This is a genomic window from Mycobacterium persicum (assembly GCF_002086675.1).
Lineage (GTDB): Bacteria > Actinomycetota > Actinomycetes > Mycobacteriales > Mycobacteriaceae > Mycobacterium > Mycobacterium persicum.
In genome coordinates this window covers 1-22,544 of sequence record NZ_MVIF01000077.1, presented here as the reverse complement: position 1 = coordinate 22,544, position 22,544 = coordinate 1, and the positions used below count along the sequence as shown (strand labels likewise).

Genomic DNA, 22,544 nt, shown 5'->3' with positions numbered 1-22,544 from the left:
CCCCACCCAGCGATAACCGGTGGACCCAAAAACACCACGTTGTCGCGGGCGGTGACAAAATCCAGGGTGCCCAAATGGGCGATGGTGTCACGTTTGAGCCCCCGAGCATGCTCGAAATCGAACTCTTCCAACGATTTCCGTGCCGGAAACCGAGCTGCGTTGATCCGGCCTTCGCCGCCATGGGACTCACGAGCCGACACCTCGCGCTGCAGGCAAGCCACCAGATATTCCTCGTGGCTCCAGTTCTCGGCGCGAGCCCGTTCAGCCAGTCTGGGTACCGCGTCGCGCAATGTGGGTGCCTTCAATGCCCTTGTCAGGTAAGCGATCTCAGCGGAGACGTCGCGGCGCTGGGCGGCTTTAGCGGTGGTAGCCATCACGCCACCCCACCATCGAGGTCAACGCCCAGCGCGGCGTCGTAGTCGGCAAGCGAACGCACCTGCACCTGCGGTTCCGATACCGGCCTAGCGACGCTGAAGTGCCTGCGCCGCAAGACCTTCGCCGCTTCCACATGTGTAGGGTCGGAGATTGTCTGATGGGCGGCCCAGATACGGTGGTGATCGGCGAGCAGCTCACCGTCACAGATCGCCTGCACCCGGTCCAAATCGGCACGCACCAACACCCGGCGCCCGATCCCGGTCGGGTGCACCGAGTAATCGTTGGAATCCAAACGCACGTAGTGATCCCGCGGCAATCGCAGCGAGGCGCACCAGCCGGTGGCCGGGGCCACCGGCGGCAGTGCAAGCATCGCGGCCCGGTCGGCGCCGATGCGGTCGGTGGGTGCACAGCCCAGCGCCCGGCGGGTGCGGGTATTCACTAACGCCAGCCAGCCGGCCAGCTGGGCGTTGAAATCAGCCGGCGAGGCAAATACCCGCCCGGGCAGAAACGAGCGCTCCAGGTAGTCGTGGGCCCGCTCAATGAGCCCCTTCGACTTCGGGTCGGCCGGTCGACAGATGATCACCTTGGCCGCCAGCACACCGCGAAACGCTTGACACTCGCCGGTCAACTCCGCCCGCCCGGCGCGCCAACGCCCGATTGCGCCCTCTCCGTCCCACACCAGCGCCCGCGGCACCGCACCCAACCCCTTGATCAGCTGCCACCAGCCAGCGAACAAATCTTCGGCGGACCGCGACGGCAGCAACATGGCCAACAACCAGCGCGAGTAGGCGCACACCATGGTCAAAACCGGTAGCTGCTTGGCGGTGCGGGTCTGCCCGAATCCCACCGACAGCTCAATCGGCGGAAACCAAAAGTCGCACTGGGCGATCTCCCCGGCCACATACTCCGTACGCGAAGCCGGGTCCGGCGGCAAATACACCGGCCGCAGTTCGGCCACCCGGCCAGAAAGCGTCCGAATTGAGCGGGTCCAGCCGATCCGCTCGGCAATCACTGTTGCCGGCATACGTGGATATGCCTGCAGCAACTCGCGGATCCGGGGCTCGACCTCATCAACGTTCGAACCCTTTTGCAGCCGTTCATACTTCGGTGGTTCATCCAAAGCTAGCGCAGTCTTAACCGTGTTCTTCGATATTCCCAGCACTCTGGCGATCGCCTTAATCGGCAAACCTTCCGCCCGGCGCAGTCGACGAATCTCTGCCCAATCTTCCACAGACAACATTCCCTTCGGTTCCTCCTAGCTCGGGTAGAGCTAGGCCACCGCACCAGGGGGTCAAAATTCAGTTGCCACGCGGGGGTCAGTTTTCACGTGCCGTCGACAAACGCCATTGCGCCGTAAAGTGCTACGACGACACGTTGCAACAGCAGAGCATTATCGAGCCATCGGTGGCCGGTCCCGCGAAATTTCATCGGGTCACCTGCGGTCCGTTGGCTTTCGGTGGCCCTGGCTTCTGGACGGCCACCGTTATCAGGCCGCATGCCCACAGGATCAAACCGACTTCGCCGTTCCAGCACAGGGACCCGATAAACATCAGCAGCCACCTGATGCGAATGCTCGGCCGGAGGGTGCTTCACGAGCGCGACCGCGGCACGTTGTCCCGCCGAGCGCACCGAGCAGCAGAAGGGCCAGAATCGTGATCACCGGGGACACCCGGCCAGGTGCCGCGAGATCGCCGCATCTACCGCCTGGGTCGCCGCGAAGGTCGCTCTCGACAACGACCGCCAGGCGGTTGCAGTGGTTAATCCGCCAGCGATCATCTTGGCAGCTCGCTGGCCCGGGCGCCCCGGGCGCCGGTCAGCGCCGCAGCCGCCGTGCTGGCGTCGAGGCGCAACTCCTTCAGTCCGTCGCGACAGGAGCGCAGCGCGTTCAGGGCGGCAGCGGTTGCGCATCGAGAGCTGTCCAGCCGATACCGCAGTCGATACCGCAGCACTTCCAGACCCGTTCAACTCCGGCCAACGCGACAAGGCCTATCTACGCAGCTAGAAGCCGGTATTTCCCGAACGGACCAGCGCCAGCCAACGCATCAAACGCGCAGGTACACCAATTATGAGTCCGCGGCTCTAACCAACTGAGCTACCGCCCCTTGATCGATCTTCTATCTTCCGCCTTCTATTACAACGCCAGACAAGCAGCGCGACACTCGCCCACAACGAACGAGCCAAGGAAACAGTAGACCAACGCCGTAGTGCCCTCGACGCCATGAGGCGCTTTGAGCAAGCCGATGCGGTCGTCACACCAGCAGACCCTCGGCTACTGCCGGCGATCCATGCGGGAACAACCGATTCTCAACATCCGCGGTTAGCGTTGCGTCAAGACACGGGACGCAGAGGTCCACCGAGATCAGCCACGCAGCCCAGAGGAGGACCATGGCCGATGTCCTACCGCCAGGGCTGACGACGGCCGAGGCCACCCAGCGGCGCGCGAAAGACGGCGCCAACCGGCTCCCCGCGGCCAGGCGGCCGTCGGTCGTCCATCGCCTGCTCGGGGAGCTGACGCACTTCTTCGCCCTACTACTCTGGGCCGCCGCGGTGCTCGCGTTCTTCGCCGAGCTTCCCCAACTGAGCATCGCGATTATCGCGGTGATCGTGTTGAACGGGGTATTCGCCCTGATCCAGCAGGCGCGAGCGGATCGCGCCGCCGACCGGCTGCAGCAGATGCTGCCGACGCGCATCACGGTGTGGCGGGACGGACGCCGGCAAGTGATCGAGGCCGAGGACGTGGTGGTCGAAGACATCCTGCTGCTAGAAAGCGGTGACCGGGTGCCCGCTGACGCCGTGGTGCTCACCGAGAACCGGTTGCTGGTCGACTCCTCCATGCTGACCGGCGAAAGCGTGGCCGGCGGCGCAGCCGTGGGTGACGCGCTGTTCGCCGGAACCTTTGTCGTTGAGGGCGATACGTGCGCCCGGGTCACCGCGATCGGCCAGCACACGCGGCTGGCGGGCATCGCCCGGCTGACGACCTCGACCACGAAACCCGACACGCCACTGACCCGCGGCCTCAACGGTGTCGTCCGCCTCACGGCGGCGATCGCCGTCGGCGTCGGAGTCGTCTTCCTGCTCATCTCGATGCTCGTCGGCAACCCCGTCCAGCAGGCCTTCGTGTTCGCGATCGGGGTCACGGTGGCTCTGGTCCCGGAGGCGTTGCTGCCGACGGTGACGCTGTCGCTGGCCTGGGGATCCGAGCAGATGGCCAAGCGCCAGATCCTGGTCCGCAACCTCGAGGCCGTAGAGACGCTCGGCTCGACAACCTTCATCTGCACCGACAAGACCGGCACCCTCACCCGCAACCAGATGACCGTCGTCGACGCCTGGACGTCCGCCGGCTCGCTGACCGTCGACGGCGCCGGCTACGGGCCGACGGCCCAACTCGCGTGGTCGTCACCCACCGCGGCGGACCCGGTCCGCGAGCTCGCTCTGGCCGCCGAACGCTGCTCCACCGGATACGCCGAAGAGATTCAAGGCAATTGGCGCGCCCACGGTGATCCGATGGAGGCGGCCCTCGACGCCTTCGCCCGGCGACTGGGCATCGATACGGACCAGGATCGTCGCGCCGTTTCCGCTGAGTTGCGGTTCCCCTTCGACCCCAGGCTGCGCCGGATGGCCGTGGTGCTGGCCAAGGAGGTCGTGGTGAAGGGCGCGCCGGACACCGTGCTTCCGCTGTGCGGCGACGACCCGGCGGCCCACCAGGCGGTTGATGCCCTCACCGACCGCGGGCTGCGGGTGCTCGCCGTCGCCTCCAGCCCGCGCGACGGCCGCACCCCACGGGACCAGAAGCAATGCGATCAGGGATTGCGCCTGCTGGGCCTGGTGGCACTGCAGGATCCGCCGCGTGACGAGGTCTCCGAGTCGCTTCAGGCCTGCCGACAGGCCGGCGTAAAGGTGGCGATGGTGACCGGCGATCATCCCGCCACCGCCACGGCCATCGCCGACCAGGTGGGGCTGCGGTTCCCGGACTCACCGGTGCTGTCGGGGGCGGACCTGCCCGACGACGAACAACATCTGGGCGCTTTGCTCGACCGCGACGGGATCGTGATCGCCCGGGTCTCTCCCGAGGACAAACTGCGCATCGCGCGCGCGGTGCGCTCCAGACACCACGTGGTCGCGATGACCGGAGACGGCGTGAACGATGCCCCGGCGCTGCACGAGGCCGACATCGGCGTGGCCATGGGCGAATCCGGCACCGACGTCGCCCGCGAGGCCGCCGATCTGGTGCTGCTCGACGACTCGTTCGCCGGAATCGTGGCCGGTATCGAACAGGGGCGGGCAACCTTCGTCAATATCCGCCGGTTCCTGACCTACCATCTGACCGACAACGTCGCCGAGCTGGCGCCGTTCCTCGTCTGGGCGCTCTCGGGCGGCCTGTTCCCGCTGGCACTCGGGGTCTTGCAGATCATCGCGCTCGACATCGGCACCGACACCCTGTCAGCGGTTGCGCTGGGGGCCGAGCCGCCGGCGCAGCACCTGCTCGAAGGTCCCCCGGTGCGCGGCCGGTTGATGAACCACACCGTGCTGCGCCGGGCCTTCGGACTGCTGGGACCACTCGAGGCAGTCCTGTCGCTGGCCGCCTTCCTGGTGTCCATGCTGGCGCTCGGCTGGCGTCCGGCCGACCCGTTCCCCACCGGGCACGCCTTGGCGGCCGCTTCCGGGGCGGCATTCATCACGGTGGTCTTCGCCCAGACCGCGAACGTCTTCGCCTGCCGGTCATCCTCGCGCTGGCCCGGGGCGCTGGGCTGGACCAGCAACCGGCTCTTGGTGCCGGCGGCGCTCATCGGTCTGACGTTGTCTCTGGTCGAGTTGTGGGTGCCGCCGGTCGCCAGGTTGCTCGGCCAGTGGACTCCGCCCTTGTGGGGCTGGGTGGTCGCGCTCAGCTCGATGCCGATCCTGCTGGCTGTCGATGCGCTCGACAAGCACCTGCGTGCGCGTCATCGCCGCCGCTCGTCCAATGCCTGATCACCTGAGGTCGGCTGTCCGAATAGCGTTGCGAGTCAAGGATTTCCGAAAAAATCGAGGCGCAGCGGCTAAGCGGTCCGGCCCACCGTTCGGATCAGCCTTCGCCGGCTTCCAGGCTGGCGAGGGCCTCCCGGATGCTCTGATTCATCTGCTGCGAGCTGGGCGCAGGAGGCTTGTCGACCGGCTGGTCACAGTTACAGGTGGTCACCGGAGCAGTTGGCTCATCAGCCATGGCCGGTGCGGCCACCCCGATCGCGGCACCGGCGGCGATAGCTGCACTGATCAGCGCTTTGGTGATCATCTGGACGTTCTCCTTGGGCACGTAGACCGCGATCCGGCGCCGATCACGACGCTGTGTCTTTGACTACCCAGACCATATCCGGTGCGTAGACGTAGATCGCTGCCGCGACCTCGAACGCAGCCTGCTCCGCGGTCAAGTTCGTCCGATAGTACACGTCGTCGGCAATGGTCGACGCCACCAACGACGGGTTGTTCGCCATCCGCACATCGTTGGCAATTTGCTGGCCCCGCGCTGCCACGTCGCAGTCGGTGTTCCCGGAAGCCGCGCCGATCTGCCGGCGTGCGAGCAGTGCGATGTAATGCTGGTCCTGCGCGGTCAAGACGCAGTCCGCCGATGCATGCGGCGGCGGCAGCACCCCGAGTTGGCCCAGCAGCGCCGCCGCAAGTACGGCAGCCAACCGCAATCGAATTCGACCAGTGGAGCCCATTCGAGTGACCTTCATTGCTCAACCTGCCATTGCACGCAAGTCCGATCCGACCCCTGATATATCCAAGTCAACGCCCAAATCTCGTGCAGTGCCAGTGCTTATGGGCATTGCCGGCCGCGCCGGCCGGGTCCGGCGTCTCAGGCGGGCGTCAGTTCACGAGGGTGGGCGTGGGCGTGACCTTGAGCGCGTAGGCCGGCCAGATGTCCAATGCGTCGGGCAACGTGACGTTGATGCGATCACCCGCGCATTCGTGTTCGAGGGTGCCGCCACCAAGCAACTGAACGGTGGTCTCCGGGGTCCCCAAGAGGCCGCGCAGCGCGACCCGGCGCTCCCCTGGGGCCTGCAGGAACGTCACATACAGGGCATCATCGGTCTGGGTGAAGCGCAGCGGGGTGCCGTCGGTGGCGGCGGCTTGTGGGGTCGTCCAGGGGCGGGTGTCGAAGTAGGCTTCGCCGGTCACGTCGAGCCATGCGCCGAAGTCGGTGAGCAGCCGCGCTTGCAGCTCCGGGATCGTCCCGTCGGGGTAGGGCCCGATGCCAAGCAGTAGATTGCCGTTCTTGCTCACCAGGTCGGCGAAGCTGCGGGCCAGATCGGTGAGGGTCAGCATCTCGTCGGGACCTTCTTGGCGGTTGTTGCCGAATGAGTTCCCCACGCCGCGAGTCGATTCCCATTTGTACGGTTTGATCTCGTCGTACTGGGCGTATTCCGGGGTGCGGAAGTCGTAGTGGAAACCGGTCGGGAAGTCCAGGACCCGTACCCGGTCGGGCAGGAACCTCCACAACGCACCGGCCAGCCCGAGACCTCCCATGACCAGCGGTTCCACCCCGGGGACTTTGGGCAGCTGAAGCTGGGCCCAGCGGTCGTTGATGACTCCGTCGGGCACCTGGTTGTAGTAATGCGCGAACAGCTCGGCGAGTTTGGATTGGAGAGGGTAGCCGATATCGTTCCACAGCACTGACGGCTGGTAGCGGTTGACGAGCTCACGAATGTGGTTGTCCGCGTATTTCGCGTACTCGTCTGTCTGGACGAGCGAGCTCGCCAGCCCCCGCAGATCGGTGATGACCGTCGGGTCGAACGTCCAGTCGTACCCGCCCGAGTAGTACAGACCCATCTTCATGCCGCGGTCGCCGACCGCGCTGGTCAGGTCGCCGACCAGGTCACGGTTGGCATGCCAGGATTCCTTGTGCGGGTTGGGGTGCCGGCTGGGCCACAGGGTAAACCCGTCGTGGTGTTTGGTGGTGAGCACCACGTAGCGCGCGTTTGCTTGCTCGAAGAAAGCGGCCCAGGAGTCGGGATCGAATTGCTTCACCGCTTTGTTGAACATCGGTTTGAAGTCGTCGTAGGTGAAGTCGGGGCCGTAGGTTTCGAGATGGTGTCGCTGTGACGGGCTGTCCGGGATTGCGATGGTGTTCTGATACCACTCGGCATACGGGTTGTGTTTCAGCCAATATGCGGGTCCCTTGGTGGCCATCAGCTCCTGGGTGTCGGCCTCGAGCGGAGCCCAGCCGGGTACCGAGTACAAACCCCAGTGGATGAAGATCCCGAACTTTGCGTTCTCGAACCACTCGGGCGCCGGGTGCGTCGCGAGCGACTCCTTGGTCGGCTCGTAATCGGCCATTCACGCACCTTACTCGGAACGGCCGGTGTCCGCGTTACTGTCCCGGATTTCGAGGGCTTTGACTGGCCACCGCAAAGCCTAACGGACACAAGCGTTTTCGTGGACAAAGACCGCCGAACTAATCCTCTAGTCCAGCCACCCGGGGTGGCTGGCCGGCAGCGCACGAGTGCCGCGACCGTTGTCCCATCAGTACAGGTAGACAACGGCGTCGTCGCCGCCGCGGCACACCACCAATCCCCCGTCGGCTGAGCAGGTCATGGTGTAGGACTGGCCGGTCACCGGGCTGACGGCGCTGACCTGCCGAGATGCCGCGCCGGCTGGTCCGCCGGCTCCGTAGGCAAGCCGAACCTGTTCGGCGAACTGGCAGGATGTCGCCGCCGATCCGACCGCGGACTGGCTCAACCCGCCGGCGGGCCCGGCCGTGGTCGGACATGCGTGTGCATCCTCGGGCAGCTTGACCGGCGTTGTCGACGTGGTCGAAGTGGTCGCGGTGGTCGACGTCGTCGCAGTGGTCGAGTCCAACGTCCACGTCGGGCAGCCCTGCGTCTTGAACGCGACGTCCGTCGGCGCAATCTGCACGACCTGCGGCCCGGTTCCGGCCCCGTTGGCGATGATGTCGTCGACGGTTCCGCCGAGCCCCCTGAGCCGTTCCCAATAACAGGCATTGCTGCCTGGCGACCGGTAAGTCCCGGGCCGGATGTCCACCCCGACCCGGTAGGTGCCGTCACCCGGGATGGCGTTCGCCGGACCCGTCGGCGTCGTCGACGGCGGGATGGACACCGTCGTTCCGGGATATATCGGCGGCAGTCGTGATTCCTCGCGGTCGTGAACCGACACCGTCGGCCGGGCGGTCTTGCCACCGGTGCCGAAACACCCCGCCAGCCCGCACGCCGAGGCCACCCCCACCGCGATGGCCACCATCGCCCGGACCATGCTTCGGGTGTCCATCGATCAGCCGAACACCGTCTGACCGTCGGCCCCGATCAGATACCGTTCGGTGCCCTGCTCCACTCTCGGCGCGTCAGCACCCAGCGACACGGCAATCTTGTTGCTGGCGTTACGCATGATGTCAAAAGTCAGCTCGATGGCTTGGACCTCGGAGAACCTGGAGCGCACCTCGGCGGCAACGTCGACGGCGAGGTGCGCAGGCGTCCAAATTAACGCATCCGTATACCGCAGGGCGGCTTTTGCGCAATCATCGAGCAAGATCGAGGTCTCGAAGCGCTCGATCTCGTCGTACAGCGTGTCCGAACCACCGGCATCCAGGGCGGTGCCTTCACGCAGCGACCTGCATAGCCGGCAGTTGTGTGCGGCCGCGCCCCGCAGCCGGACCAGTTCGGAGGTGACGGGATCCAGTGCGCGCATCCGGGCCACGGCGGGCAAGAAGTCGTTGAACAACACGCCGGGCCCCTCTGTCGCCGCGTGGTTCCACCCGATCGGTCCCCGCACCCATCCCAGGTGCTGCGAGCCGACGCCCAGCGCCTTCAGACCCGCGCGCACCCGCGGCACGAAATCGGCGATGAAGATCGACGCCACAACCCCAAATGCATTGTCCCCCAACTGCTCTAGCAAACCCGATCGCTGCTCGGCGCTGATCTGCGAGACGTCAACGCTAAACTGCTCGGCGAACTCGGCAACGACACGTTCCGCCTCCGACGCCGGCTCATCGACGGCCACCTCCGAAGGCACAGCGGGCAGTGACAGCGTCCGCGCACATACACGCCGGACCAGGCTCGCCATCCGCCCGTCGCCCGGGGACCACGCAATCAACCGGGCCAGGCCGTCGCCAACAGCCGCCTCCGCCGCCATCTTTCACACGCTAGGACGTGCCCTACGTCCCGGCAATCGGCTATTGCGCCTGGCTGACCGACGACATGTGGAAATCCGGTATCCGCAGCGACGGCATCGCCGCCCGGGTGGCCCAATTCGCCCATTCCCGGGGCAGCGTCACCTCGCTGACACCGGCCTCGGTGGCGCGTCGCAGCAGGTCCAGCGGGCTTTCGTTGAACCGGAAGTTGTTGACCGCCGCCGTCACCGCGCCGTCTTCGATGAGGTAGACGCCGTCGCGGGTCAGCCCCGTGAGCAGCAGTGTGGTCGGGTCGACCTCGCGGATGTACCACAACGTGGTCAGCAGCAGACCGCGCTCGGTGGCCGCGATCATCTCCGCCAGACCAGCCGAACCGCCCGTCATCAACAGGTTCTCGGCGGCCACGGCAACCGGGGCATCGTACTTGGCGGCCGTGGCCCGCGGATAGGCCAACGCGTTGATCACCCCATCGCGGATCCAGTCCACGTGGCCGACGTCCATGCCGTTGTCGAACACCGACAGCGTCTCCGACGAGTTGCTCACCGCGACGAACGGCCGGCACGCCAGGCCCGGCGCCATCGGGTCGGAGAACAGCGTCAGCGGCAGTTCGGTGAGCCGCTCCCCCACCATGGTCCCGCCGCCGGGGGCAGACAGCGCGGTGCGGCCCTCCTGTGCCCCGCGGCCGGCCATCGACCACGACAGGTACAGCATCATGTCGGCCACCGTGGACGGCGGCATGATGGTCTCGTACCGTCCCGGGGGCAGCTCGACCCGGCGTTGCGCCCACCCCAGCCGCGTCGACAGCTGATCGAGCAGCACATCGATTGGCACACCGACGAAGTCGGGAGCCCCCACGCCCGCCCAGGCACTGGCGTCGCCGCGTTTGACGTTGATCTCCACCGCGCCGGCCGGTTGGGTGTAGCGCCGCCGCAAACCGGTCGACGACGCCAGGAATGTCGTCGAAAGGCTATGGTGTGCATAGCCGTACAGCCGGTCGCTACCCGCGAACTCGCGACTCAGCGAAGCCGCGACGCCGGCGAATGCCTCGACACCGGTGCGGGAAATCGGCGCATCCCAGTCGACGGGCATCCCGGCGTCGGCCAGCAGGGGTGCGACGTCACCGGCTTCGGGGGCCGAACGGGCCGCGTCCTGCGACGCGGCCACCAGCCCGGGCAACACCGACGGGTCGACCTCACCGGTCTCCACCGCGCCGACGAATGCGTTATCACCTTGGCGGACAATCGAAATCACGGTCACGCTGCGGCTTGTCGAAAGCCCATTGGTGGTCATGGAATTGCCCGCCCAACGCAACGTCGCCTCGGTTCGGTCGACGACGAGCACCATCGTTTCGTCGGCACGGCCACGTTGTGCGGCCTCCGTCAAAACGATGTTGACGACATGCTGCGCAGTGATCATCGGCCGCCTTCGGTCCGGGTGTTGAGCACGTTGACGCCGCGGAACAGCGCCGACGGACAGCCGTGGCTGACAGCCGCGACCTGGCCCGGCTGGGCCTTGCCACAGTTGATTGCCCCACCCAGTCGCCAGGTCGACGGGCCGCCCACGGCCTCCATGGAATTCCAGAAATCGGTGGTGATCGCCTGATAGGCGACATCGCGCAACTGACCGTCCAGGCGGCCGTCGCGGATGCGGAAAAACCGCTGGCCGGTGAACTGAAAGTTGTAGCGCTGCATGTCGATCGACCACGACTTGTCACCGACGATGTAGATACCGTCCTGCACCCGGCTGATCAGATCCGCGGTGCTGAGGTCTTCGGACCCAGGCTGCAACGACACATTCGGCATCCGCTGGATCGGCACATGATGGGGCGAGTCGGCATACGAGCAGCCATTGGAACGCGGCCGCCCCAGCCGCAAGGCGAATACCCGGTCGAGCTGATAGCCGACGAAGACCCCGTCGCGCACCAGATCCCAATTCTGCGCGGCCACGCCTTCGTCGTCGTAACCGATGCTGGCCAGACCGAATTCGACGGTGCGGTCGGCCGTCACGTTCATCACCGGTGAGCCGTAGCGCAGGGTGCCGAGTTTGTCCGGTGTGGCGAACGAGGTTCCGGCATAGGCCGCCTCGTAGCCGATGGCGCGATCGTATTCGGTTGCGTGGCCGATGGATTCGTGGATGGTCAGCCATAGGTTGGTCGGGTCGATCACCAGATCGGTGCGGCCTGCGGTCACGCTGGGCGCCTTGAGCTTCTCGGCCAGCAACGACGGCAGCTGAGCCAGTTCGTCGGTCCAGTTCCAGACATCGTCGCCGACGACCGCCTCCCAGCCCCGAGCCGTCGGCGGCGCCAGGGTGCGCATCGAATCGAAGGTGCCCGCCGCCGCATCGACGGTGACCGCCTCCAGCGACGGGTGCAACCGCACCCGCTGCTGGGTGATCGACGATCCGAAAGTGTCGGCGTAGAAGGTCTGCTCCTTGACCGCATTCAAACTGGCTAACGCATGATTGACGCCATCGGCGCTTAACAATCGGCCGGAGTAGTCCTGCAGCACGGCGATCTTCTCGGGTGCGGGCAGACCGAACGGGTCGATCTGGTAATCCGACACCCAGCTGACGTCGGCGTAGACCGGCTCCGGCGCCAGCTCGACGCGCTCGGTGTTCAGCGCGGCCAGCGTGGTGGCCACCTGCACCGCGCGGCGCGCGGTGTCGGCCGCCACCGACGGCGCCAGCTCGGCGTGCGAGGCGAAGCCCCACGTGCCGTCGACGATCACCCGCACCGCGAAGCCCAGGTCGTGACTGGCGATCGCGGTCTCCAGCTCTGCGTCGCGCAACTGGATGATCTCGGTGCTGGTTCGATGAATCCGCAGGTCGGCATGGCTGGCCCCGGCGGCGGTGGCCGCTGACAACGCGGCGTCGGCCAGCGCGTGGCGCGGCAGGTCCAGGAAGTCGGAATCGATCCCGCGCTTCGGTGTCACGACTCCACCGTATCGACCACGCTTTAATACACCCATGCGCGCCACGCCACGTCGACCCACCGCGCTGGCGTACGCGCTACTGGCACCGAGCCTGTTCGGCGTGCTCGCCTTCCTATTGCTGCCCATCCTGGTGGTCGTCTGGCTGAGCCTGTACCGGTGGGATCTGCTGGGCCCGCTGCGCTTCGTCGGGCTGGCCAACTGGCGGTCGGTGCTGACCGACTCCGACTTCGGCGGCTCGCTGCTGGTCACCGCCATCTTCGTGGCGATCGTGGTTCCGGCGCAGACGGTGCTAGGGTTATTGGCCGCGATGATGCTGGCCCGGGGGCTCCCGGGCACCAATTTTTTCCGCACGCTCTACGTACTGCCGTGGGTCTGCGCACCACTGGCGATCGCGGTGATGTGGCGCTGGATCCTGGCGCCCACCGACGGCGCCGTCAGCGCCGTGCTTGGCCGCCGCGTCGAATGGCTCAGCAATCCGGATTTGGCCCTGCCGTTGGTGGCCGCCGTCGTCGTCTGGACTAACGTGGGCTATGTCTCGTTGTCGTTCCTGGCGGGCTTGCTGGCCATCCCGGACGACATCCACGCGGCCGCGCGCACCGACGGCGCGACCGCCTGGCAGCGATTCTGGCGGATCACCCTGCCGATGCTGCGGCCGACGACTTTCTTCGTGCTGGTCACCGGAATCGTCAGCGCCGCACAGATTTTTGATACCGTCTACGCGCTGACCGGCGGCGGGCCGGAAGGCAGCACCGACCTGGTGGCTCACCAGATCTATTCCGAGGCGTTCGGCTCGGCGGCCATCGGGCGGGCGTCGGTGATGGCCGTGGTGCTGTTCGTCATTCTGGTCGGCGTCACCTTCGTTCAGCACCTGTACTTCCGGCGACGGATCAGCTATGACCTCACGTAACCTGGCCAACGCCGCCATCTACGCCGGCCTGATCGTCGGCGCGCTGATCACATTGCTGCCCTTCTTGCTTGGGCTGGTGACGTCGTTCACCTCCGCCCATCAGTTCGCGACGGGCACGCCGCTGCAATTGCCGCGCCCGCCGACGCTGTCGAATTACGCCGATCTGGCCGGCGCGGGCTTCGGCCGCGCGGCGGTGGTGACCGCGCTGATGACCGCGGTGATCCTGTTGGGGCAAATGACGTTTTCGGTGCTGGCCGGTTACGCATTCGCCCGGCTGGAGTTCCCCGGACGAGACGTGTTGTTCTGGGTCTATATCGCGACGTTGATGGTGCCGGCGACAGTCACAGTGGTGCCGCTGTATCTGATGATGGCCCAGCTGGGCCTGCGCAACACGTTCTGGGCGCTGGTGCTGCCGTTCATGTTCGGATCGCCGTATGCGATCTTCTTGCTGCGCGAGCACTTTCGCATCATCCCGAACGACTTGATCAACGCCGCTTTCCTGGACGGCGCCAACACCTTGGATGTGCTGGTGCACGTGGTGATTCCGTCCAGCCGTCCGGTACTGGCCGCGCTGACGCTGATCACCGTGGTCTCCCAGTGGAACAACTTCATGTGGCCGCTGGTGATCACCAGCGGGCACAAGTGGCGGGTGTTGACGGTGGCCACGGCCGACCTGCAGTCCCGGTTCAACGCCCAGTGGACGCTGGTGATGGCGGCCACGACCGTCGCGATCGTTCCGCTGATCGTGCTGTTCGTCGCGGCTCAGCGGCATATCGTCTCGTCGATCCTCGTCTCGGGGCTCAAGTGACGCGTCAGTGCGCCGAGATTGCCGTCAGGGCTGTTGAGCTGGCCGATTCACGACCGTCACGGCAATCTGGACACAAACCATGACTCGCCCGCGCTTTTCCACCTTGGTCGCCGCCGCGCTCACGTCGATCGCGGCGCTTCTCGGGGTTACGGCGGTAATGCTGGACCGTGCCGGCGAACCGGCCGTCGGCAGGATCGTCGTCACCGTCCGGCTGTGGGCCGAACCGATCGCGTTGGCCTATCAGCGCTCGTTCGACGCGTTCACCCGCACACACCCCGGCATCGAAGTCCGCACGAATCTGGTGTCGTATTCGAACTACTTCGACACCCTGCGCACCGACGTGGCCGGCGGCAGCGGCGACGACATCTTCTGGCTGTCCAACGCCCACCTCGCCGCCTACGCCGACAGCGGCCGGTTGATGAAGATCGACCCAACCCTCGATCCGGGCGACTGGGAGCCGTCGGTGGTGGACCAGTTCACCCGCAGCGGCGTGCTGTGGGCGGTGCCGCAGCTGACCGACGCCGGCGTCGCGGTGTTCTACAACGCCGACCTGCTGGCGGCGGCCGGTGTCGACCCCGCGGAGCTGGACCGGGTGCGCTGGAGTCCCAGCCGCGACGACACATTGCGCCCGCTGCTGGCCCGGCTCACCGTCGACGCCGACGGACACGTAGCCGGCACACCGGGTTTCGAGGCCCGCCGAGTCCGCCAGTGGGGCTACAACGCCGCCAACGACCCGCAGGGCATTTACCTCAACTACATCGGCTCGGCCGGCGGAGTGTTCCAGCGCGGCAACGAGTTCGCCTTCGACAACCCGCCCGCCATCGCGGCTTTCCGGTATCTGGTCGGCCTGATCAACGACGACCACGTCGCGCCGCCGGCCTCCGACACCAACGACAACGGCGATTTCTCCCGCAACCAGTTCCTTGCCGGCCGTATGGCGCTGTTTCAGTCCGGCACCTACAGCCTGGCGCCGGTCGCTCGCGACGCCACTTTCCGCTGGGGTGTGGCGATGCTGCCGATCGGGCCGGTGGGCCGGGTGAGCGTCACGAATGGTATTGCGGCCGCTGGCAATTCGGCTACCAAGCACCCAGAAGCGGTGCGCCGGGTACTGGCCTGGATGGGCAGCACCGAAGGCAACACCTACCTGGGCCGTGAGGGTGCGGCCATCCCGGCGGTGTTGGCGGCCCAGCCCGTTTACTTCGCCTACTGGAAAGCCAAAGGTGTCGACGTCACCCCATTCTTCGCCGTCCTCAGCGGACCGCGTATTCCGGCGCCCGGCGGTTCCGGATTCGCTGCCGGCAACGACGCCCTGAAGCCCTATTTCGACGACATGTTCCTGGGCCGCGGCGAGGTCGCGACCATCCTGAGGCAGGCGCAGGTCGCGGCCAACGCCGCCGCCCAGCGCTGATAGCCGGACATACGCGGATGTCTCGTTTTGCCCACCTGGTAGCGACGAATTCGTTGCGCCCCCTGGGCTCCTCGCTCAAAGCGGTCGTGGGGCTGCGCCCCGGTGTGGGGAGATGGAAATCCCGTGCTGGTGCGGATGGGTCGGTGGCTGACGGCGCCGCGTGTGCGCTGACGGCGCCGAGCGTGCGCTGATGGCGTCGACTGTGCGCTGGCGGCGCCGACTGTGCCGTCAGGGCGGCCGATCGCGGCGGTTCCCGCCCTACATACACAGTCAAAGCCGTCACTGCACACTCGAGGCGGCGGCATCACAGCCGACTCGGTGAGCACGGCAGACATCCCCGAACGCCTGCCATCACAAGCGGTTTGAGCGACGGTGCAGTATCGGTGTGTGGAAAACAGAGCCAGGCGCACGAGGACATCGCTGACCAGCAGCATTTGTGGTCACCATGAACTTCCGAGTGAGGCAGTCAACGCGCACCGACTCGACTTGGGGTCGATGTAAAGATGTGATCGCGTGCTCCAGGACTCCGCTCAGCGCGGTGACGTAGATCAGCACCGTCCTAGCCGGGCAGCACCAGCACCGGTACCGGGCTGTGGCGGATGATCTTGCCGCTGCGGGAACCGAGAAAGACTCTGGCAATATCGCCGCGCGGTGAGGTTCCCAATGCCAATATCTCACCGTCCTGCCAGTCGGTGCGCTCCAGCGCGTGTTGCCACCCGTTTCCGGTAATCACTTGCAGTACAACGTCTTTGCCGACTACTCCGTCGGTCTTAAGCTTTTCCAGCATTTCTTGGGCCTGCCCCGCCCATGCCTCCAGCACTGATGACTCGGCGTGCAGGCCCACCTCGGGCGGATACATCGTCCGGCCGCGAACCGCGAACGTGATCACCCGCAACGGCAGGCCGTATCGCCGCGCCAGCTCCGAGCACCGCCGCACCACCTCGGCCGAATCCGGTGCCGCCGAGTAACCGCAGGTGAGCCTGGTCAGTCGGGCGGTGCGGGAGTCGTACTGGCGAGGGCTGATCGCCACCGGCACCGGCGACGAATGCAACAGCCAATCGGCGGTCGAGCCGATCAGCACCCGCGCCCGCCGCCCGCTCGGGAACGAGCCCAGCACCAGCATTTCGGCCTGGGCTTCCTCGACCACCTCGATCAATCCGCCCGACACCGACCGGTGTTCGTGATGGCGATAGCTGACCTCGACGCCGTCCGCCACACTGCGGAGGTAACGCTGAGCCTCCGTCGCAGAGTCAGCAGCCAGCTCATCGGCCCACTGCTCATAGTCCGGCTGGGTGAGCGATCCCGGCAACCACGGCTTCGGGACGATGGTCGCCACTGTCAGTGACGTGTTCAGCGTCCGCGCCACCCGCACGGCCAGCTGCAGCGCTGACGGACCAACCCGGCCGGCCAGGTACCCGACGACGACGCTCACAACTCCTCCGCAGGTGGATCCGCAAGCAGCGCACGGTTGTTGAGCGCGCTGTGGTGGCGCCCCCAAAAGAGGTAGAACAGCAGCGCGGCCGCAACCCAGGCCGTGAACGCAATCCAGGTGTACCAGTGCAGGCTGTAGAGCAGATACCCACATGCCAGCACCGAAAGGACAGGTGTCACCGGGTAACCGGGGACCCTAAACCCCCGCGGCAGGTCGGGTTCCCGTATCCGCAGGATGATCACCCCGACCGACACCACGATGAAAGCGGTGAGCGTGCCGATGGACACCATGTCCGCCAAGCGGTCCAGCGGCACGACAGCGGCCAGGATCGACGCCGCGACCGCGACGATCACGGTGTTGCTCACCGGAGTCTGGGTGCGCGGATTCACCGCGGCGAACCGCGCCGGGAGCAGCCCGTCCCGCCCCATCGCGAATAGGATGCGGGTCTGGCCGTACAACGTGACCAGCGTGACGGTGAAAATCGAGATCACCGCGCCGGCCGCCAGAATGGTGCTGGCCCAGGTGCCGTGGGTGACGTTGTCCAGAATCGTGGCCAGCCCCGCCTCTTCCTGGCCTTCGAAAAGCTGCCACGGCTGGGTGCCCAACGCGGCAAAAGCGACAAGCACGTAGACGCCGGTGACGACAACCAGCGCCGCCATCAACGCCCGCGGCAAACTTTGCTGCGGATTGTTCACTTCCTCACCGGCGGTAGACACGGCATCCAGCCCGATGAAGGAGAAAAAGATGGTGCCAGCCGCCGCGCCGATTCCGGCGACACCGAACGGGGCGAAGTGCCTGAAGTGATCGGTGCTGCAGGCCGTCAACGCCAGGACCACGAACATGCCCAGCACACCGAGCTTGATCAGCACCATGATGGCGTTGACCTTCGCCGACTCACTGGCACCCCGGATCAGCAGCAACGCGCACAGCCCGATGAGGATGACAGCCGGAAGGTTCACGTATCCGTGCGGTTCGCCGGGCTGCGAATCCCACGGCGCCACCGACAACGCGCTCGGCAGATGGAATCCGAACACATTGTGCAGCAACTTGTTCACGTAACCGCTCCAGCCGACCGCGACAGCAGCAGTGGCCACACCGTACTCCAGCAGCAGGCAGGCCGCCACACAGATTGCCACCCCCTCTCCCAGCGTGGCGTAGGCATACGAATACGACGAACCCGAAACCGGTACCGCCGATGCCAATTCGGCGTAGCAGATGGCCGCGAGGCCGGCGGCGACACCGGCGATGACGAAGGAGACGATGACGCCCGGGCCTGCCTGAGGCACGGCCTCGGACAACACGAAGAAGATCCCGGTGCCGATCGTCGACCCGACCCCGAACATGGTCAGCTGAAAGGTACCGATGCTGCGCTTGAGGCCTCCGTCGACCGCCGCCGCGACGGCGGCACCGACCACCGGGCGGCGCCGCAGCATCTGCTCTCTCAGACTGGCCGAAGTTGCCGGCAAGTGCCCTCCTGGTGCTGGACCAGGCTGATTATCAACCCGGCTTGCCGAAATCGGTCAGCGAACCGCTGAATGGCCGGGCCGATCGGCGTCGAACCGCCGCTCAGGTGACCCGCAGCAGTGTCTCGATTGCCACCGCTGCGCCGCCGGTCACCGCGGTGATCATCAGGGCCGTCCAGTCGGTGAGTTTGGGTCGCGCCGGAAAGGCCGACAGCTGGCCGGTGCCGCCACGGGCGGTGATGGCATCGCCCATCTCGTCGGCGCGTCGCAACGTCACGGTGATGGCAGCCGCGAGCAGGTCGATCACTTCGGTGGTGCGCCGCTGCCGCCGGGCCTTGCGGCTGCGCGGTATCCGTTTCGGCCGCAGCCGGCGGGCGGCGTAGAGCACCTGGAATTCGTCGATCAGCATCGGGAACGCGCGAAGCGCCAGCGCCAGGGTGACCGCCCACTCGTCGACCGGGATCCGCAACAGTCGCAGCGGCCGGCCCAAACTCGCCAGCGCAGGCCCGATTTCGGCGACGTTGGTGGTCCAGGAAACCATCGCACCCAACGCGAGCAGCACGATCGACAGCGCGGTGATCCGCAGGAAGTTCAACGCGCCACCCAGTTCGAGCTCCGCTCCGGCCACCGCGATCGACGGGGTGCCGCCGGCCAGCGCGGCCGTGATGCCGCCGATCGCCAGAACCACCCATAACCAGCGAGGTACCGACGGCACCGCACCGCGCGGGATGTGCGCGAGCCTGGCCGCCGTGAGCACCAGCGCCGCCATCAGCCCGATCGTCACCCAGCCGGGATAGAACGTCAGCAGCACCGAAATGCCGAAGACTACCAGCAGTTTCGTGCCGGCCCACAAGTCGTGGATGACCGAGCTGCCAGGTACCGGAACCAGCAGGACAACCGGTCGGGTGGGGCGACGGGCGCCGCGTCCTTCGTCGGAGGCGGCGGCTGCCGACAGCGTCATGACATGCTCCCCGTCCCGCCCGCGGCGCTCGTCGACGCCGGTTGCATGGCACCGTTGCGCAGATGCAGGGTCCGCGGGCAAAGCTCTTCCATCCCGGCGAAGTCATGAGAAATGACCACCACCGTCAGGCCCTGCTCGCGGCGCAGGTCTTCCAGCAGCCGCAGCAAACCGCGTTGGCTGGCGGCATCCAAACCCGCCAGCGGCTCGTCGAGAATCAACGCCCGAGGCGAACATGCCAGCAGCCCGGCCAGCACCACCCGGCGCATCTGGCCGCCGCTGAGCTGATCGATGCTGCGCCCGGCCAGCGTGGCATCCAGCCCGACGACACTCAGAGCCGCGGCCACCCGGTCGTGATCGCGGGGCGAAAAGCCCGCCGCAGACGCGACTTCCAGGTCGACCCGGCTGCGCATCAGCTGCAGCCGGGCCGCCTGGAATGACAACGCAACCGCACCGACCTGCTCGTGGGTGGGCCTGCCATCGAGCAGGCAAGCCCCGGCGGTGGGAACCGTCAGCCCGGCCATGATCCACGCCAACGTGGATTTGCCCGAGCCGTTACCGCCGTGGATCAGCACCCCGTCGCCCTGTTCCACCACGAAGCTGATATCCCGCAACGCGGTCTTGGCCCACGGTGTGCCCCTGGCGTATTCGTGTCCGACGCCGATCAGTTCGAGCGCCGGTTTGTGCCCCAGGTCACCCACCGCGACGGCCGGCGCCGGAACATCTGCCGTCTCGACCATGTCGGCGTTATCGGGAGAGTCGCTGAGGTTGATCATGCGGTCGGCCGAATCGGCCTCGTTGTTGTAGTGCGTGATATGTACCAGCGCAGTGCGGTGATGTTTGGTCAGGCCGGACAACACGCCCAGCAGCGCATCGCGGCCCTGCTGGTCCACCATCGTGGTCACCTCGTCGGCGATCAGCAGCGCCGGTTCTCTGGCCAACGCCGCCGCCAGCGCTAGCCGCTGCAACTCACCACCGGACAGGCTGCCGGTGTCACGTTCGGCCAATCCGTCCAGGCCGACTTCGGTGAGCAACCGGGCGACGTCGATCGTGGTGCCCGGCGGCAGGCCCCACACCACGTCGTCGGCGACCCGGGTGCCCAGCACCTGGCTTTCCGGGTGTTGCAAAACCACCGCCGTGCCGCGCAGCTTGCCCAGACCCACCGCGCCCGGACGCCACACCGTGCCCGACGTCGGCTGCCGGCCCGCCAGTACCAGCATCAACGTGGTCTTGCCGGAACCGTTGGCGCCGGTGATCGCGACGTGTTCACCGACCCGCACAGCCAGGCTGACCTCACGCAGCGCGTCTTGGGCGGCACCGGGATAGCGGAACCGCACATTGTCCAATCGCACCGGAACCGGCCCTATCGGGTCCGTTGAATCACCGGCCGGAGCGTCCAGCTTGTGCACATCGGGAATTCCGCGCATCCGCTCCAGCAGCCGCGACAGTGCCCACCAACCGATCAGCGACACGATCACTATCCCGAGCGTGAAGTAGCCCAGCAGCACCCACGGCCAGTACTGCAGACCGTCGGCGAAGTAACGCTTCAGGTCGGCGGCGGCGCCCTGCAGATGAATCCGGGTCATGAAGGACGCCAGGCCCTCCACGTTTGCGGTCATCACATCGAAAATCAGGTGCCGCAGCCGGGTCAGAGCCGCCAGCATTCCGACCATCGCCGCGCCGAAGGCCAACCCGGCGATCAGTGACGACACAATGACCGTCGGCGTGCCCCGCCCCCGGCGTTTGACGATTCCGGTCAGCCCGCCGATGTAGGCGCTGTGGACCACTCCCATGAAGCCGCCCATTCCGGCGATCAGAAAGGCGATCACCCCGGCGGCAACCGTCGCGGCAATCAACACGCGCAGCCGGAACCGGTAGGCCAGCAACCCGGTGGGCACGGTGCCCAGCAGGGCCAGTCCTGCGGCGAACGGAACGATGACCGAGATGATGGCGGTCACGGCGCACAGCGCGGCCATCACCGATGCCTGCGCCAGTTCCACCGGTTGCAGCCGCCCGCGTCGATGTCGCGGGTGTCGCGAAGCAACGGGGGCCAGCACAGTCACCTCACCGATTCTGCCAGGTGAAGCCGCATGCGGCGGCAGCACACAGCCGCCCGCCGGATTGGCTTGCCAGCGCTCACGATTGGTCTCACATAGCAAAGCTATGCAACGATGGGGCCATGAGTTCATCCGCCGCCACCGACCAAGCCGGAGCGGTGGTGCCCCATCAGGGTCTCGGCGCCGATTTGCTGGGCGTGGTCGCGCGACTCAACCGGCTGGCGACCCAACGCATCCAGATGCCGCTGCCGTCGGCGCAGGCCCGGCTGCTGGCAACCATCGAAGCCAAGGGCGAAGCCCGCATCGGCGACCTCGCCGCGGTCGATCACTGTTCCCAACCGACGATGACCACCCAGGTACGACGCCTCGAAGAGGCCGGGCTGGTGACCAGGACGGTCGACCCCGGCGATGCCCGCGCGGTCCGCATTCGCATCACGCCGGACGGGCAGCGCACGCTGGCCGCCGTGCGGGCCGACCGTGCTGCCGCGATCGAACCGCAACTGGCCCGGCTGGGACCGGCGGACCGGCAGGTATTGGCTGAGGCCGTCGAGGTGCTGCGCCGGCTGCTCGACAACGCGGCAGCCACCCCAGGCCGCAACACCTTGTGACCGTCGCGGTGCATGCTGGATAGATAGACCCGCCCGCCGGGTACCCAGTCAAAGTCGATCGTCGCTGCGGTGACGACATTCGGTGACGAAAGGTGGCGGCCGCAACGTGATACCGAACGCCCCGCCGCTGACCGTCTGGTTCGGATCGATGCGGTACGTCTTTTCCCCGGGCCGCGACGTGCTGGCGGGGCCGGGCGAGCACTGCGACATCCGCCTGGACCACCCCGGTCCCGGCCGCCGCACCACCCCGGACGTGGTGCTGCGGTTCCAGGGCACCCATTGGGTGGCCATGGACGGCAGCGGCAACGGCATTTTCGTCGACGGCTCCCGGCTGTCGACGGTCGACATCCGCGACGGCCAGACGATCGCGATCGGCGACCCCCGCCGGGGGCCCCGGCTTACCTTCCAGCTCGCCTCAGCGCCGGCGGGGGGGGGGGGGGGGGGGGGGGGGGGGGGGGGGCGCCCCCCCCCCCCCCC

The 22,544-nt window shown here is 66.8% G+C and carries 18 protein-coding genes and 1 pseudogene; 6 read left to right on the top strand and 13 right to left on the bottom strand.

All coding sequences use genetic code 11. The annotated features are described in order from the left end of the window. Positions 1–17 precede the first annotated feature (17 nt). Together BST40_RS20320 and istA are read right to left on the bottom strand one after the other, a co-directional pair. A pseudogene (locus BST40_RS20320) lies at positions 18–374 on the bottom strand (ATP-binding protein); the annotation flags it as partial. After that, positions 374–1,615, bottom strand: a complete 1,242-nt coding sequence (gene istA / locus BST40_RS20315; RefSeq protein WP_083155279.1) for an IS21 family transposase — start codon at positions 1,613–1,615, stop codon at positions 374–376. The gene istA and the pseudogene BST40_RS20320, both read right to left, overlap by 1 nt. A gap of 1,145 nt (positions 1,616–2,760) precedes the next feature. Between istA and BST40_RS20310 the strand changes: the two genes are divergently transcribed. After that, positions 2,761–5,343 carry a cation-translocating P-type ATPase gene (locus BST40_RS20310; RefSeq protein ID WP_083155278.1) on the top strand — a complete coding sequence of 861 codons (2,583 nt, stop codon included), beginning with the start codon at positions 2,761–2,763 and terminating at the stop codon, positions 5,341–5,343. A 94-nt stretch (positions 5,344–5,437) separates the two neighbouring features. On the opposite strand, the gene BST40_RS20305 is transcribed toward BST40_RS20310, so the two are convergent. The 7 genes from BST40_RS20305 to BST40_RS20275 form a co-directional block, all read right to left on the bottom strand. Then, complete coding sequence (locus BST40_RS20305) at positions 5,438–5,644, bottom strand: hypothetical protein (RefSeq protein WP_131808379.1); 207 nt, start codon at positions 5,642–5,644, stop codon at positions 5,438–5,440. Between the two features lie 43 nt (positions 5,645–5,687). Continuing rightward, positions 5,688–6,071 (bottom strand): DUF732 domain-containing protein, encoded by a 384-nt coding sequence (locus tag BST40_RS20300; protein ID WP_158006388.1) that lies wholly within the window; start codon positions 6,069–6,071, stop codon positions 5,688–5,690. 148 nt (positions 6,072–6,219) lie between these two features. Continuing rightward, complete coding sequence (locus tag BST40_RS20295; protein ID WP_075549697.1) at positions 6,220–7,689, bottom strand: alpha-L-fucosidase; 1,470 nt, start codon at positions 7,687–7,689, stop codon at positions 6,220–6,222. 186 nt (positions 7,690–7,875) lie between these two features. Next, positions 7,876–8,637, bottom strand: coding sequence for an Rv1352/Rv1906c domain-containing protein (locus BST40_RS20290; protein ID WP_241780367.1), 762 nt, complete (start codon positions 8,635–8,637; stop codon positions 7,876–7,878). A 3-nt stretch (positions 8,638–8,640) separates the two neighbouring features. Next, complete coding sequence (locus tag BST40_RS20285) at positions 8,641–9,498, bottom strand: carboxymuconolactone decarboxylase family protein (RefSeq protein WP_075549696.1); 858 nt, start codon at positions 9,496–9,498, stop codon at positions 8,641–8,643. 40 nt (positions 9,499–9,538) lie between these two features. Next, complete coding sequence (locus tag BST40_RS20280) at positions 9,539–10,912, bottom strand: TldD/PmbA family protein (protein WP_075549695.1); 1,374 nt, start codon at positions 10,910–10,912, stop codon at positions 9,539–9,541. After that, positions 10,909–12,426, bottom strand: coding sequence for a TldD/PmbA family protein (locus BST40_RS20275; protein WP_075549694.1), 1,518 nt, complete (start codon positions 12,424–12,426; stop codon positions 10,909–10,911). Before BST40_RS20275 ends, BST40_RS20280 begins: the two co-directional genes overlap by 4 nt. Positions 12,427–12,460: 34 nt before the next feature. On the opposite strand from BST40_RS20275, the gene BST40_RS20270 reads away from it, so the two are divergent. From BST40_RS20270 to BST40_RS20260, 3 genes are all read left to right on the top strand, one after another. Next, complete coding sequence (locus BST40_RS20270) at positions 12,461–13,333, top strand: carbohydrate ABC transporter permease (protein WP_075549693.1); 873 nt, start codon at positions 12,461–12,463, stop codon at positions 13,331–13,333. Further along, positions 13,320–14,141 carry a carbohydrate ABC transporter permease gene (locus BST40_RS20265; RefSeq protein ID WP_075549692.1) on the top strand — a complete coding sequence of 274 codons (822 nt, stop codon included), beginning with the start codon at positions 13,320–13,322 and terminating at the stop codon, positions 14,139–14,141. Before BST40_RS20270 ends, BST40_RS20265 begins: the two co-directional genes overlap by 14 nt. 79 nt (positions 14,142–14,220) lie before the next feature. Next, complete coding sequence (locus BST40_RS20260; RefSeq protein ID WP_075549691.1) at positions 14,221–15,549, top strand: ABC transporter substrate-binding protein; 1,329 nt, start codon at positions 14,221–14,223, stop codon at positions 15,547–15,549. Between the two features lie 559 nt (positions 15,550–16,108). Here the strand turns inward: BST40_RS20260 and BST40_RS20255 are convergent. The 4 genes from BST40_RS20255 to BST40_RS20240 form a co-directional block, all read right to left on the bottom strand. After that, positions 16,109–16,981: a universal stress protein gene (locus BST40_RS20255; protein ID WP_075548986.1), complete on the bottom strand. Its 873-nt coding sequence runs from the start codon at positions 16,979–16,981 to the stop codon at positions 16,109–16,111. Then, positions 16,978–18,447, bottom strand: a complete 1,470-nt coding sequence (locus BST40_RS20250) for an amino acid permease (RefSeq protein ID WP_075548987.1) — start codon at positions 18,445–18,447, stop codon at positions 16,978–16,980. The genes BST40_RS20255 and BST40_RS20250 overlap by 4 nt, the downstream gene beginning before the upstream one ends. 100 nt (positions 18,448–18,547) lie before the next feature. Next, on the bottom strand, positions 18,548–19,405 hold the full coding sequence (locus tag BST40_RS20245; protein WP_075548988.1) for an energy-coupling factor transporter transmembrane component T family protein: 858 nt from the start codon (positions 19,403–19,405) through the stop codon (positions 18,548–18,550). Beyond that, a complete protein-coding gene (locus BST40_RS20240) occupies positions 19,402–21,378 on the bottom strand; it encodes an ABC transporter ATP-binding protein (RefSeq protein ID WP_208618917.1) in 1,977 nt (658 codons plus the stop codon). Before BST40_RS20240 ends, BST40_RS20245 begins: the two co-directional genes overlap by 4 nt. A gap of 203 nt (positions 21,379–21,581) precedes the next feature. Between BST40_RS20240 and BST40_RS20235 the strand changes: the two genes are divergently transcribed. Together BST40_RS20235 and BST40_RS20230 are read left to right on the top strand one after the other, a co-directional pair. After that, complete coding sequence (locus BST40_RS20235; protein WP_075549002.1) at positions 21,582–22,067, top strand: MarR family winged helix-turn-helix transcriptional regulator; 486 nt, start codon at positions 21,582–21,584, stop codon at positions 22,065–22,067. 82 nt (positions 22,068–22,149) lie between these two features. Next, positions 22,150–22,544: FHA domain-containing protein (locus BST40_RS20230; protein ID WP_425270703.1), on the top strand; the 395-nt coding region annotated here is incomplete at its 3' end.